Source organism: Tardiphaga sp. GW822-FHT04G09 (assembly GCF_058800725.1).
Genome location: NZ_JBXAMO010000005.1, coordinates 33,077 through 45,134 on the forward strand (window position 1 = coordinate 33,077; position 12,058 = coordinate 45,134).

Sequence of the window (12,058 nt, forward strand, 5' to 3'; positions counted from 1 at the left end):
GCGCGCTCCTGCTCCGGTGCGTGCGCATCCTCAAGCCCATGAGCCCGCGATGCCGAGCCAATTCCGCAAGACGTCGATCAGATCTCGCAAGCGAACACTTGGATTGGCCGCATTGGGCCTGATCGTGGATGCGATCGTCAGCCACCCCCGCGTCGACGTGCCGGCAATGGTGAATGTCGCGATGATGTCGCGTTTCGCCGTAGCGCCTGTCATGGCGTCGTTCGGCGGTCTCTCATGGACGACCAGCACAGGTTCGAGCGACACCGCTGCGCCGACACCGGCGATGAGCCCGGATCGTGTGACACGGATGTGCGCGCGGGCGCATGGCAGCGCGAGCTGATTGACAACGAATCTCTCAAACAACAACGGCCCGGACGAAGCAGGCGCTTCCTCCGGGCCGTGTGGGATCAGACCGTGCGTCGGCTCAGGCGACGCGCTTGATGGCGTCGGAGAGGATCGACACGATCTCGTCGATCTGGTTCTTCTCGACGATCAAGGGCGGCGACATGGCGAAGGCATCGCCGCTCTGGCGCAGATAGAGGCCGCGGTTGAAGCAGTCGACCATGACTTCATAGCCGCGCGCGGCCGGCGCATCCTTGCGGGGCGCGAGTTCGACGGCGCCCATCAGGCCGCAATTGCGGATGTCGATCACATTGGGCAGGTCCTTGAGCGCGTGCAGGGCATCGCGCCAGTAATCGGACAGCGAAGCGCCGCGTGTGAGCAGGCCTTCGTTCTTGTAGATGTCCAGCGTGGCGATGCCCGCGGCGCAGGCGACCGGATGCGCCGAATAGGTGTAGCCGTGGAACAGCTCGATCTGGCTTTCCGGTCCGGTCATCAGCCCGTCATAGATCTTGCGGCTGGCGAACACGGCGCCGCAGGGCACGGTGCCGTTGGTGATGCCCTTCGCGGTGGTCATCAGGTCCGGGGTCACGCCGAAATAATTGGCGGCGAACGGCGTGCCGAGGCGGCCGAAGCCGGTGATGACTTCGTCGAAGATCAGCAGGATGCCGTGCTTGGTGCAGAGTTCGCGCAGGCGCTGCAGGTAACCCTTCGGCGGCGGCAGCACGCCGGTCGAGCCGGGCACCGGTTCGACCATGACGGCGGCAATGGTGTCGGCGCCATGCAGGGCCACCAGCCGCTCGACGTCATCGGCCAGTTCGACGCCGTGCTCCGGCAGGTCCTTCGAGAATGCGTTGCGCGCCAGATCGTGGGTGTGGCGGATGTGATCGGTGCCCGGAAGTTGGGCTGAAGAGAAGGCGCGTCGGTTGTTGACCATGCCGCCGACCGAGGTGCCGCCGAAGCCGACGCCGTGATAGCCGCGCTCCCTGCCGATCAGGCGCGTGCGCGAGGCCTGGCCGTTGGCGCGGTGATAGGCCAGCGCGATCTTCAGCGCGGTGTCGCCCGACTCCGAGCCGGAATTGGTGAAGAAGATGCGATCGAGGCCGGCGGGCGCGATCTCGGCCAGGCGATTGGCGAATTCGAAGGCCAGCGGATGGCCCATCTGGAATGCGGGGGCGAAGTCGAGCGTCGTCAACTGCTTCTCGACGGCACTGGCGATCTCGCGGCGGCCGTGGCCAGCATTGGTGCACCACAGGCCGGCCGAGCCGTCGATCACCTTGCGGCCGTCTTCGGTGGTGTAATACATGCCCTGCGCAGAGGCGAACATGCGCGGCGCCGCCTTGAACTGCCGGTTGGCCGTGAACGGCATCCAGAACGATTCGAGTTGTAGCGTGTTCGGAATCTGATGAACGGTCACGGCGCGGCTCCCTTGGCTGATTCTGCATCTGGATCATGTTCGCCACATGGCAACAAGTCCTTTTCTTGATTTGATTAACCCATTGATTTTATTGAATGGGCCGGGCCATATTTGCCCGATCCGAAACAGTCGCAACAGGAATTTGGCGTGAGTATCGATCTGGGTGAACGGCTGCGCTTCGTTCGCGGGCGTCACAAGCTGTCGCAGCGCGAACTGGCCAAGCGCGCGGGCGTGACCAATTCGACGATTTCGCTGATCGAGTCCAACCAGATGAACCCGTCGGTCGGCGCGCTCAAGCGCATCCTCGATGGCATTCCGATGGGGCTCGCCGAATTCTTCGCCATCGAACCGGACCGGCCCCGCAAGGCGTTCTACCGGTCCGATGAGCTGACAGAGATCGGCAAGAAGCCGATTTCCTATCGTCAGGTCGGCGACAATCTGTTCGGCCGCAGTCTGCAGATCCTGAAGGAGCGCTACGAGCCGGGCAGCGACACCGGCCGGGTGCCGCTGGTGCATGACGGCGAGGAGGGCGGCATCGTGGTCTCGGGCCGGCTGGAAGTGATCGTCGACGACGAGCGCCGCATCCTCGATCCCGGCGATGCCTATTATTTCGAAAGCCGGCGCCCGCATCGCTTCCGCTGCGTCGGCGCTAAACCCTGCGAAGTGATCAGCGCCTGCACGCCGCCGACGTTTTGATTGAGCTAGTCCGCTTTGGGGCGGCACGGCACGAAGCCGATCGGCGTGAACGTATAGACCGCTTCGCCGTTCTGATTGTAGGCAGTCCATTTGACCAGAACGGTGCCTTGGGGCTTGCTCCTGGACGGCGTCAGGCCGACGACCTCGCCCTCGAGGAACAGGACGTCGCCCGGGCGTACGGGCAGCAGCCAGCGCAGATCCTCGACACCCAATCCGATGAGCGGATGCGGTCCGAACGGACGTGTCTGGACGGCCAAGCTCATTGCGATCGCGGCCGTGTGCCATCCCGATGCCGCCAGTCCCTTAAATATGGTCTGTTTCGCCGCGGCGTCGTCCAGATGAAATGGCTGCGGATCGTAACGGGCCGCGAATTCCTTGATGTCGTCTTCGGAAATCGTCGCAGTGCCGCTCTTGAAGCGCATCCCCAGCGACAAATCTTCAAACCATTCGATCATCGCGAAATCCCCGTTTCGCAACACTCTAAAGCCGCCACCGACCGTCATGCAATCGGCTCGGGGGGCGGCAATCCGGTTCCGCAGCGGGCCCTGCACCTGAATTTGAATGGTCGCCCGCGTGTCAAATCTCTATGCTGTCCGCATGTCGCGATTCATGTGTCTATCGATTGCTCTCGTCCTGTCGCTCACCTCCGCCGTCGCGCTGGCGGCGCCAGTGAAGAAGAAGCCGCAGCAATGGAAGGGCTATGGCTTCCTGCCGGGCTATCATCAGCCGCTGAACAACAGCGTTCCGCTGTTCATGCAGAAGCGCGCGGACCTGCGCATGGCCAAGCGCGATCGGCGCCATTGGTATATCGATCGCACGCCGGTCTATTACCGGTGGTCTGACGGCGAGAAGTATTATTTCGGCCGACCCGGCTTCTATCGCGGCCAGTACAATGGCGGCAGCTTCGGCCCGTGCTGGACGCGCACGCCGATCGGTCCGGTCTGGAATTGCGGGTGACGTTGGCCCGTCTGCGACGGTTCGGCTCATCTGCCCGCCCAGTGGTTTATGTCGGTTCGGCCGTTGCCGGCAAATAATGTTCGGTTGCGGGTTGAAGGATCTGCTGCCGGCGCCGGTGAGACCATATCTTCCTCGGGATAAGGAGATGTGATGGAGGTGCGCGATGAAACCGCACAAGCTTCCCTTCGAGAACCGGTGGACCAACGGCGAGCACGGATGGCAATGGCATTGCGAGCTTGAGCGATTGGGCCTGATGAATGTGCGGACGATGTTTGCCGACCATGAGACCCGTCATCCCGGCAAGCGGGCGGTCATATTTGATATTCCGGGTGGTTTCGTTCGCGACTGGCTGGCGTTCCACGATCGGCGCACCGCGCGTCAGCAGTTTCTTTGGCGCGCGACCGTTATTGGGCTGACGCTTGTTACTGCCGTCGGCACCGTGCTGAACCTGTTGCGCATGTGACGCCAAAGCATGTCGCGGGATGGGTGGAGCGAAGCGCCACTCGGGCGTCGGCGGCCCGGCTATGGTACCGCTCGGCGACGTCCTGTCAGGATTTCCCGCCGCCGGTGGCGGGTGGCGGCGATCGCCATTCGGCACGCTGGTCTGCCCTGCGTCAGCGGCGCGCTCAGGGCACCTGCCACGGCTTCCGAAAAAACCACCATCCGGTCTAGGCTCGCACCAACCGAATCTCGAATTGGACGTGCGACATGACATTGGCGATGAGCTGGGACGAATGGGCCAAACACGACGCGGTGGCGCTGGCCGCCCGCGTGCGCAAGGGCGACCTGACGCCGGCCGATCTGGCGGCGCAGGCTGCCGCCGGTATCGCTAGCACCAATCCCGTGCTCGATGCCGTCGTCGAAGTGTTCGACGACGTCGTCGCCGATCCGTTGAAGGACGGAATGAATCCCGACGGCATTTTTGCCGGCGTGCCCTATCTGATGAAGGATCTCGGGCCGACCCTGAAGGGACGGCTGCAGGAATTCGGCTCCATGATCATGCAGGGGCATCGCCCCGTGCAGGACAGCTTCCTGACCGGCAAGATCCGGGGCGCCGGGCTCAACATCATCGGCCGCAGCACCACGCCGGAATTCGGCGTCTGCAGTTCTGCCGAGAACAAGCTCTATGTCACCCGCAATCCCTGGGATACCGACTACACGACCTGCGGCTCCTCCGCCGGCTCGGCGGCGATGGTCGCGGCCGGTGTGCTGCCGATCTCCCATGCCACCGATGGCGGTGGTTCGATCCGCATTCCCGCAGGTGTGAACGGCCTGATCGGCCTTAAGGTCTCGCGCGGCGTCTATTCGCTGGCGCCCGCGCTGTCGGATCTCTCCGGTCTGGTCTCGATCCAGGGCTGCGTCAGCCGCAGCGTGCGCGACACCGCAGCCTTCGTCGACAATTGCCGCGGCGGCGCACCCGGCGAATTCATGCCGTTCTGGTCGTCCGCAGAACCCACTAGCGATCTGATCAAGCGCGATCCCGGCCCTCTGCGCATCGCGCTGTCGCACGAATGGGGCGACTACCGCGCACCGCCGCATTTCGTCACCGAACTGGAGCGTGTCGGCCGGCTGCTCGAAGGGCTCGGACATCACGTCGAATGGGCATTGCCGGAGGTCGATTTCCAGGCTGCGTTTGCCGCGCAGAGCACCTGCTACATCAGCAATTTCGCGCAGGTCATCGCAGGCCATCTGGCGCGGCTCGGGTTGGACAAGCCGACGCTCGAACTCCTGGAGCCCATCAACATCAAGATCTGGGAAACCGGGCTGCAGACCTCCTACACCGAACGAGCCGCGATGCAGGCGGTATTCAACACCACGTCGCGCGCCTTCGGCGCCTTCTTCGAGCGCTTCGACATCATCCTGACGCCGATTACGGCAAAGCCGACGCCGAAGGTGGGCACATCGGAATATCTCACCACCAGCACCAATCCTTCGGTGCACGACTGGTTCGCCAATCTGTGGCAGAATTTCGCCTATACGCCGCTTGCCAATCTGTGCGGCACCCCCGGCATCTCGTTGCCGCTGGCGGCCCAGGCAAACGGCTTGCCGCTCGGCATCCAGGCGCAGGCGCGTCAGGCCAATGACGGCCTGCTGCTGCAACTGGCCGCGCAGATCGAGCGCGCAATCGACGGCCAATGGAATGCGGGCAGGGTGCCGGCAAAGCATGTAAGCCGGCAATAGGCGCGCCAGCAGATACTGTCCCACAGCGACGTTCCTGGACGATGTCGATCCCGAGGCGTAACCGGTCTCCGCTTATCTGCCCACTGCTTGCTGAAACAGGAGTCGTGCATGGCTGTCGATCTCTTGAATATCGAGGGACTGAAGGAGCTGGAACATCAGGGGCCGGTCGTCATGGTCAATCTGATGCGATTTCGCGAGCGCTCGCTGGACGGCGACGGATCGGGCTGGGACGCCTATCTGCGCTACAGCGCGCTGACCGTGCCGATGATCAAGGCACGCGGCGGCACCTTGCTGTGGACCGGCGACGCGAAGGCCGTTGCGCTCGGTGAGCCCGATCACCAGCAATGGGACTATCTGGCACTGGTGTATTATCCCTCCGTTGCGGCCTTCGTGGAGATGATGACGTCGCCGGATTATGAAAATCGCTGCGATCCGCACCGGACCAACGGCTGCGCCGAGCATGTGATCATCTGCACCAGCGAGGCCTACAGCAAGTTCAAGGTGGGATCGATCCCGAACGTCAAATGAGCCTTGTGGCGATCAGAACGGAGATCGCGAGCAGCACCGCGACGATGACCACCACGAAGGGCAGCATGGCGCGATAGGCGTCGCGTTCATGGCCGGGCGTGCCGGCGAGATTGCAGACGATCGACATCCGCACCGGCGAGACCATGTTGAGCGACAGTGCTGCGGCATGCTGGAGCGCGACGACGGCGGCGACGTCGAGGCCGGCTTCGGTCGCGAGGCTGAGTTGCGACGGCATGAACAGGCCGTTGGCGGCATTGCCGCTATTGGCCAGCGCGCCGAACACCGCCGAGATCATCGGCGTCACGGTCACCGACCAGACCCCGAACGTATCATACATGCCGCGGGCGAGGCCGCCGGCGATCCCCGAGCGCGACAGCAGTTCGGCCATCATCGAGAACACGATCACGGTGAGCACCGCGAGCCGGCCGGTCTTCCAAGCCGCCGCGATCTCGACGGGGAAGGCTTGCCGGTGACCGCGCAGGAGGGCCGTCAACACGGCCGCTGCCACCAGCCAGGTGCCCGCGTGAAATAGCGGTGCCCATATGGGCACGCCGGCAAACGGCTGGATGCTCCAAACGGTCTGCAGGAACTGGTTGAGCGGCGGAACGAGGCGTGTCAGCGCGAGCCAGCCGATCAGCAGCGTGAACGGCAGCATGCGCCGCGCAGCGGTGGCGATTGCCGCGCGGTCCGGCTTCTCGTCGATCAGATAGCGCAGCACGATCGCTGGCCCGAACGCCGCCAGCATTGCGGGCTCCGGCCCGAGAAACGCCGTCGCGACGATGGCGAGGCCGAGACTGCCGACCAGCCAGACCGCTTCGCTGGCGCGCTCGCGCCAGTCGGCCTTGATGCCGGCCCGGTCTGCCATGCGCCAATAGATCGGCAGCCACAGGATGTTGAATACGAGGTATATGTAGCTGGTGTGCAGCGCCAGCGCCGTCGGATCCGTGCGCGCGAAGGCCGCGCCGACCACCGCGCCGCTGCCCATGGCGCCCCACACGATCATGGTCTGGCTGATCAGCGAGAAGGCGAGGAGTTCGATCGGCTTCAGGCCAAGGCGGCGGATCAGCACCATCGTCCCCATGATGCCGATGCCGAAGCCGGTGGCGGATTCCGCGAAGGGCCCGATCAGATAGCAGGCGGTGAACAGCAGACGACGCCGCGCTTGCGCATCCGGCAATAGCGTCTCGACGGGCATGGCCGCACCGCCGGTGCGGATCGCCATCTGCCAGAACAGCAATCCGCCGAGGATATAGGGCACCACGATCCAGCCGATCCATGCGCCGCGCAGCAGCGCCGTTCCGGCCTCGGCGATCGAGAAGAACTGGGGCGCGGTTGCCAGCGCAACCACAAGCGCGGCGGCAAGGCCGATCAGCGAGGCGGGGAGTGTGCTGGCGCGCCCGCTGGCGATGGCGCCGATGACCGCCAGCGCTGGCAGTGCCCAGATGAGGTAAAGCACGTTCCGCCCCCAGAGTTTCTCGTTGGGGGGTGGATGCGCGGGAAAGGAAGGGACGTCAACCGCGCTGCGCGCATGGCAAAGACCCATCGCAGCACGAAGCGATCAACCTGGCGAGATCCAGACGCCATCATGCCGGCCTGACGATCGATCTGCGTTCACGCTCGGCGTAGCGGTCGACGAAGTCTTTCACCCCGGGGGGCAGATCCTCGCAGGTGGCTGCGGCCCGCTGTCGAATATAGCGGGCAATATCTGCTGACACGTCTTTCGTCCAGCATTCGGCAAGATTGAAAGCGACCACGCGGTCAGGGTCGGAATATCGCCCTGAAAAGAAATCGGCGATGACGGTATCGAGGTCTGTTTTCCCAACCTCGGCCTCCCGCCAAACACAACCGCCCTGCCGGCCGTCCACGACCAAGTACACATTTTCATCGTCGCCGTTCGGCACGACCGATGGGGTCCAGGCCCCACGCATAGTTCAATCCTCCATCGTAACGATGATCGAACTGCGGATTAAATCTGTGTTGAAATGAAAAGTTCCCGGAAAAATCAGGGCTTCCTGAGATCTGGTATGTTGTCGTGCCTTCACTGGTAATACAGAAAACCCCGCCAATTGGCGGGGTTTTTGACGGTAGCTCATGATGATCGAAAGAGGCGAATGGTATCGCACGTCATACAGTCCCGTTCCGCGCCAGCGCGTATCCTGCAGGGCGGATGGCGCGTTGCTACTTCATCTGACCTGCGCGGATACCGAGCTTCTTCACACGGGTTCTGATGGCGAGTGGCGACCGCTTCAGGCGCAGCGCGATCTCGTTGATGCCGTGCCCGGCCGCCAGTTGCCGCCGCAACTCCTCGTCCTGTTGCGCGGTCCAGACGGTGTCGGATGGGGCGTGGAGTTTCATCGCTGGCTATGATCGCTCATTCGAAGCCGACGAACCGCGTGGCTTCCTCGACCGATTTGCGTTCGGACACCACTGCATTGGCGGGAAAGCTGTCATCCGGCCATCCGAGCGCAATGCTTTTCATGATGACCTGATCGTCGGCAATGCCGGCATGTTCGCGCACCACCGGCGACTGCATGATGCCCTGGCTGTTGATCACGGCACCGAGCCCGCGCGACCAGGCGGCATTGACCAGCGCGGTCGCCACGGCGCCGCAATCGAAGGGCGTATCGTCGCTGCCGTCCAGCACGCGGTCATAGGTGACGATCACGCAGACCGGCGCGTCGAACTGGCGGAAGCCGCGCAGGACCCAGTCCTGCCGCATCTCCTTGTCGTCGCGGGCTATCCCCATGGCCGAAAACAATTGCTTGGCGACGCCGACCTGCCGGTCGCGGTGATGACCCGCAAAAGCCTGTCCGGTGCGAAACTCGCGCGACTGCGGGATGCCCGCGATCATCCGCTCGGTATTCCCGGCGCGGATCCGGTTGAGCGGCTCGCCGGTGACGACGGTGAAATTCCACGGCTGGGTGTTCATCGACGACGGCGCGCGCATCGCAAGCGCGATGACTTCTGCGATCAGCTTCTGGGGGACCGGATCGGGCTTGTAACCGCGGATGCTGCGGCGACCGAGGATGACGTCATCGAACTTCATGGGTGTGGTGGCTCCCTGGGACGTTTCTGAATTGGACGGGATATTCCCGGTTTCCTGGCCTGTGTGCAAGATTGACGTGGGACGGGAGCGAGTAGCAGCCATTGAAGGCTAGGCGGCCCTTCGGTCCATGGCGTGCCGCGTTGGACGACGGTGTTGGCGTAGATCAGGAGCAACGAGCGTTCCGAGCCCTATTCAAGCAAATGGAGATTTGACGCTCGATAAGCGTGGCCTTATACGCGGCCTCTGCGCGAGCGAATTTATCAATGAGCCGATATGCGAAATCGAGTTTGACAAGCATTGCCTGCCGCGCGGGTCTTTGCATTTCGACATTCATATTCACTATGCTCCTGGCGACGAGCGGATCTACGGCCAGCGAGACTTTGGCGTCGCTGCGTGCCTATGACATAGTTGCGCAACCACTTGATGCTGCGTTGAATGCCTACATCCGCTCCAGCGGCACGCAGGTTTTCTATGAGACGGCTCTGACGGCAGGTCTGACCGCCAGACAGGTCAAGGGCCAGCTCACTCCGGAAGCAGCGCTACTTGAACTTCTTTCCGGTACGGGGCTGGTGGCGCGTCGCGCGGATGTGGATGCTTTCGTCATTGTATCGATCCCTCGAAGCCAGGCCGCCCGCGCGACGCCAGCCGCCCGGCCGGGACTGCAATTCATCACTGCGCTACAGAGCGGCGTCGTCGACGCGCTGTGTCGGACTGAGCGCACGCGCCCCGGCGCCTATCGCGTGGCTGTCGAATTGTGGATAGCCGAGACGGGCGCCATTCAGCGGGCGTCCCTGATCGGCTCGACCGGCGATACCGGGCGGGACCGTGCGCTGATTGCGGTGTTGAGCGGCGTGCCAATAGGGATGGCGCCACCGCCGAACAGCCTTCAACCGTTCATCCTGAGCATCGGCGCGCGCGTGCCGGGCGAGACCGGTGATTGTCAGGGATAGTTTTTGCCGCTTAGTCGATCTGTCACATAAGGGTGATATTCGACCCGCGGTTTTTGGAATTGGGCCGCCGCTCCAGACGAACGTCGCGTGGGCGCACGTGACGCGCGCAAAAATGCGTTCATCCGTCGTTGTTTTGCTCCGGTCATGGTTGAATGAGTAAGGGTCTGTCGGCCTATGACAGAAACGACGTGGGCGGCATTGCGGGACTTGCTGACCCTTCGCTATGAAGACTTCAGGAGACGCTTGACCCGGCAATTCGGGTCCGAGGACATTGCAAACGAGACGCTGCATGAGACCTGGTTGCACTTGCACCGTCCTGGCGATGCGGGTTCCGTGCAGAGTCCGCCCGCATTCCTGATGAGGATTGCCGCCAATATTGCGAAGGATCGACGACGTGCCGAGCGCCGCAAGGCCAAACGTTCGGAGATCGACGCAGCCCTGGACATCGCCGATCCAGCTCCGGGGCCAGCACAGAGTGTAGAAGCAAAGCTCGATCTCAAAACGGCGGAGAAAGCGATCGCCGAACTTCCCGGCCGGACGCAAGTCATTCTGGTCGCGTCGCGATTGCGAGGGCTGACGCATCAAGCCATTGCTGACCAATTGGGAATTTCCAGGCGCACCGTGCTTTACGAGCTGAAACGGGCCATTGCTCACCTCGAAGCGCGTCTCGAAAATAATCCAGCTTCTGATTGCGCTGATGGCGATTCAGAATCGTCATAAAAAGGTCGTGCCGGAAAGAGCCGCAGGTGATGCGAATATTGTCAGGTTAGGTGCGGCAAGATGAATGGTTTTGGCGGATGACGCGATCTGACGACGGGCAGGGCGACAGCGACATGTTGAGGCAGGATGCCTGGAATTGGGTTTTGCGCCTGACCTCGGGCGACGCGACCCAAGCCGATCTGAAGGACCTGAAGAGCTGGTGCGCGCGCAGTTCTTTGCACGCGGAAGCTTTTGCACAGGCGAGGGGGCGATGGCGCTCGTTCGGTCCGGCGCTGGAAAATGCGGCGCGCCAGCAGTCGCCCGGGCGGGGGGCTGTTGCGTTCGCGCCGCGGACCTTGGCCGGACAGGCGATGGGGCGAAGGGCTTTTCTCGGCGGAGCGCTCGCGGCATCGGCGGCTGGAGCCGCGTTCGTGGCGCTCTGCCCACCGTTCGGTCTATGGCCGTCCGTCACGGAGTTGGCTGCGGATTATCGCACGGCTGCTGGCGAGCAGCGACGGATCGCTCTCGCCGATAGCGGCTCGGTCGAGATGAATACGCGAACAAGCCTGAATCTGGTGGCCGATCCCGCCGGCACCGATCGTATCGAATTGATCGTGGGCGAGGCGGCTGTCTCGACACGCGCCAAGGCCGTTACGGTGATGGCGGGCAATGGACGCGCAACCGCGGACGCGGCCAGTTTCAGTGTTCGATGTAACGGCTCGAATGTGTCGGTCACCTGCCTTGAGGGCGCGGTTGAAGTGACCCGGCATGGGCGTGCAACGACCCTGCGACAAAATCAGCAGATCGCCTACGCTGCAGATAAAATCGGACCACTGGTCTCGGTCGAGGCCGCTGTCGTCACCGGATGGCGAGATGGAGAACTCTACTTTCGGGATGAGCCGCTATCGCATGTGATTGAGGAAGTTAATCGCTATCGGTCGGGACGCATCTTCCTCATGAATGAAAGTCTCGGCCAGCGCCGCTTCACGGCGCGTTTCAAGCTGGACCGGCTGGAAACGGTGGTAGCGCAACTGGAGGCCGCGTTTGGCGCTCGTGTGACAAAGCTGCCGGGCGCGGTCATCGTCATCAGTTAACCGGAAGCGAAAGGTCACTCGCGCCTACAGTGCGGCGGGTTCTGCGGAGACGTTTATTCACCCCGGACCGACTTTCTAAAAAAATGCATACTGGATCGTTGCGCACCTCTCGGTTCCAAAACGTCGTTAGGCGGTCGAGAGAAAATTTCGC

The 12,058-nt window shown here is 63.0% G+C and carries 15 protein-coding genes; 9 read left to right on the forward strand and 6 right to left on the reverse strand.

Annotation, left to right across the window (positions count from 1 at the left end):
- The first annotated feature begins 49 nt into the window (after nt 1-49).
- On the forward strand, nt 50-340 hold the full coding sequence (locus AC1RLZ_RS11505) for a hypothetical protein (RefSeq protein WP_371424454.1): 291 nt from the start codon (nt 50-52) through the stop codon (nt 338-340).
- Between the two features lie 84 nt (nt 341-424).
- Here AC1RLZ_RS11505 and aptA read toward each other — a convergent pair whose 3' ends face one another.
- Nucleotides 425-1,756, reverse strand: a complete 1,332-nt coding sequence (aptA, locus tag AC1RLZ_RS11510) for an omega-aminotransferase AptA (protein ID WP_493188727.1) — start codon at nt 1,754-1,756, stop codon at nt 425-427.
- 147 nt (nt 1,757-1,903) lie between these two features.
- On the opposite strand from aptA, the gene AC1RLZ_RS11515 reads away from it, so the two are divergent.
- Entirely contained in the window at nt 1,904-2,452 is a 549-nt protein-coding gene (locus AC1RLZ_RS11515) for a cupin domain-containing protein (protein WP_371424452.1), read from the forward strand.
- 5 nt (nt 2,453-2,457) lie between these two features.
- Here AC1RLZ_RS11515 and AC1RLZ_RS11520 read toward each other — a convergent pair whose 3' ends face one another.
- A complete protein-coding gene (locus AC1RLZ_RS11520) occupies nt 2,458-2,907 on the reverse strand; it encodes a MaoC family dehydratase (protein WP_493188728.1) in 450 nt (149 codons plus the stop codon).
- Nucleotides 2,908-3,049: 142 nt separating this feature from the next.
- Here AC1RLZ_RS11520 and AC1RLZ_RS11525 point away from each other — a divergent pair, with 142 nt between their 5' ends.
- The 4 genes from AC1RLZ_RS11525 (at nt 3,050) to AC1RLZ_RS11540 (ending at nt 6,118) form a co-directional block, all read left to right on the forward strand.
- Nucleotides 3,050-3,409 carry a hypothetical protein gene (locus AC1RLZ_RS11525; RefSeq protein ID WP_493188930.1) on the forward strand — a complete coding sequence of 120 codons (360 nt, stop codon included), beginning with the start codon at nt 3,050-3,052 and terminating at the stop codon, nt 3,407-3,409.
- A gap of 163 nt (nt 3,410-3,572) precedes the next feature.
- Nucleotides 3,573-3,872 (forward strand): hypothetical protein, encoded by a 300-nt coding sequence (locus AC1RLZ_RS11530; RefSeq protein WP_493188729.1) that lies wholly within the window; start codon nt 3,573-3,575, stop codon nt 3,870-3,872.
- Nucleotides 3,873-4,117: 245 nt separating this feature from the next.
- On the forward strand, nt 4,118-5,590 hold the full coding sequence (locus tag AC1RLZ_RS11535; RefSeq protein ID WP_493188730.1) for an amidase: 1,473 nt from the start codon (nt 4,118-4,120) through the stop codon (nt 5,588-5,590).
- Between the two features lie 108 nt (nt 5,591-5,698).
- Nucleotides 5,699-6,118 carry a DUF1330 domain-containing protein gene (locus AC1RLZ_RS11540; RefSeq protein WP_493188731.1) on the forward strand — a complete coding sequence of 140 codons (420 nt, stop codon included), beginning with the start codon at nt 5,699-5,701 and terminating at the stop codon, nt 6,116-6,118.
- Here AC1RLZ_RS11540 and AC1RLZ_RS11545 read toward each other — a convergent pair.
- From AC1RLZ_RS11545 to AC1RLZ_RS11560, 4 genes are all read right to left on the reverse strand, one after another.
- Nucleotides 6,111-7,574, reverse strand: a complete 1,464-nt coding sequence (locus AC1RLZ_RS11545) for an L-lactate permease (protein WP_493188732.1) — start codon at nt 7,572-7,574, stop codon at nt 6,111-6,113. The genes AC1RLZ_RS11540 and AC1RLZ_RS11545 overlap by 8 nt on opposite strands.
- A 127-nt stretch (nt 7,575-7,701) precedes the next feature.
- Nucleotides 7,702-8,046 carry a hypothetical protein gene (locus tag AC1RLZ_RS11550; protein WP_493188733.1) on the reverse strand — a complete coding sequence of 115 codons (345 nt, stop codon included), beginning with the start codon at nt 8,044-8,046 and terminating at the stop codon, nt 7,702-7,704.
- A gap of 250 nt (nt 8,047-8,296) precedes the next feature.
- Nucleotides 8,297-8,473, reverse strand: coding sequence for a hypothetical protein (locus AC1RLZ_RS11555; protein ID WP_493188734.1), 177 nt, complete (start codon nt 8,471-8,473; stop codon nt 8,297-8,299).
- A gap of 16 nt (nt 8,474-8,489) precedes the next feature.
- Complete coding sequence (locus tag AC1RLZ_RS11560; protein ID WP_493188735.1) at nt 8,490-9,164, reverse strand: nitroreductase; 675 nt, start codon at nt 9,162-9,164, stop codon at nt 8,490-8,492.
- Between the two features lie 380 nt (nt 9,165-9,544).
- Here AC1RLZ_RS11560 and AC1RLZ_RS11565 point away from each other — a divergent pair, with 380 nt between their 5' ends.
- The 3 genes from AC1RLZ_RS11565 (at nt 9,545) to AC1RLZ_RS11575 (ending at nt 11,907) form a co-directional block, all read left to right on the forward strand.
- The gene (locus AC1RLZ_RS11565; protein ID WP_493188736.1) at nt 9,545-10,114 is read left to right on the forward strand and encodes an STN domain-containing protein; all 570 of its coding nucleotides are present in this window, start codon (nt 9,545-9,547) and stop codon (nt 10,112-10,114) included.
- A 174-nt stretch (nt 10,115-10,288) separates the two neighbouring features.
- Nucleotides 10,289-10,834, forward strand: coding sequence for an RNA polymerase sigma factor (locus AC1RLZ_RS11570; RefSeq protein ID WP_493188737.1), 546 nt, complete (start codon nt 10,289-10,291; stop codon nt 10,832-10,834).
- 77 nt (nt 10,835-10,911) lie between these two features.
- Nucleotides 10,912-11,907 (forward strand): FecR family protein, encoded by a 996-nt coding sequence (locus AC1RLZ_RS11575; protein ID WP_493188738.1) that lies wholly within the window; start codon nt 10,912-10,914, stop codon nt 11,905-11,907.
- Nucleotides 11,908-12,058 lie beyond the last annotated feature (151 nt).

Excerpts from the sequence above, each read along its gene's own strand:
- AC1RLZ_RS11505 (WP_371424454.1), top strand. The coding sequence starts at position 50 with ATGCCGAGCCAATTCCGCAAGACGTCGATCAGATCTCGCAAGCGAACA.
- AC1RLZ_RS11520 (WP_493188728.1), bottom strand. The coding sequence starts at position 2,907 with ATGATCGAATGGTTTGAAGATTTGTCGCTGGGGATGCGCTTCAAGAGC.
- AC1RLZ_RS11525 (WP_493188930.1), top strand. The coding sequence starts at position 3,050 with ATGTCGCGATTCATGTGTCTATCGATTGCTCTCGTCCTGTCGCTCACC.
- AC1RLZ_RS11530 (WP_493188729.1), top strand. The coding sequence starts at position 3,573 with ATGAAACCGCACAAGCTTCCCTTCGAGAACCGGTGGACCAACGGCGAG.
- AC1RLZ_RS11535 (WP_493188730.1), top strand. The coding sequence starts at position 4,118 with ATGACATTGGCGATGAGCTGGGACGAATGGGCCAAACACGACGCGGTG.
- AC1RLZ_RS11540 (WP_493188731.1), top strand. The coding sequence starts at position 5,699 with ATGGCTGTCGATCTCTTGAATATCGAGGGACTGAAGGAGCTGGAACAT.
- AC1RLZ_RS11550 (WP_493188733.1), bottom strand. The coding sequence starts at position 8,046 with ATGCGTGGGGCCTGGACCCCATCGGTCGTGCCGAACGGCGACGATGAA.
- AC1RLZ_RS11555 (WP_493188734.1), bottom strand. The coding sequence starts at position 8,473 with ATGAAACTCCACGCCCCATCCGACACCGTCTGGACCGCGCAACAGGAC.
- AC1RLZ_RS11560 (WP_493188735.1), bottom strand. The coding sequence starts at position 9,164 with ATGAAGTTCGATGACGTCATCCTCGGTCGCCGCAGCATCCGCGGTTAC.
- AC1RLZ_RS11570 (WP_493188737.1), top strand. The coding sequence starts at position 10,289 with ATGACAGAAACGACGTGGGCGGCATTGCGGGACTTGCTGACCCTTCGC.
- AC1RLZ_RS11575 (WP_493188738.1), top strand. The coding sequence starts at position 10,912 with ATGACGCGATCTGACGACGGGCAGGGCGACAGCGACATGTTGAGGCAG.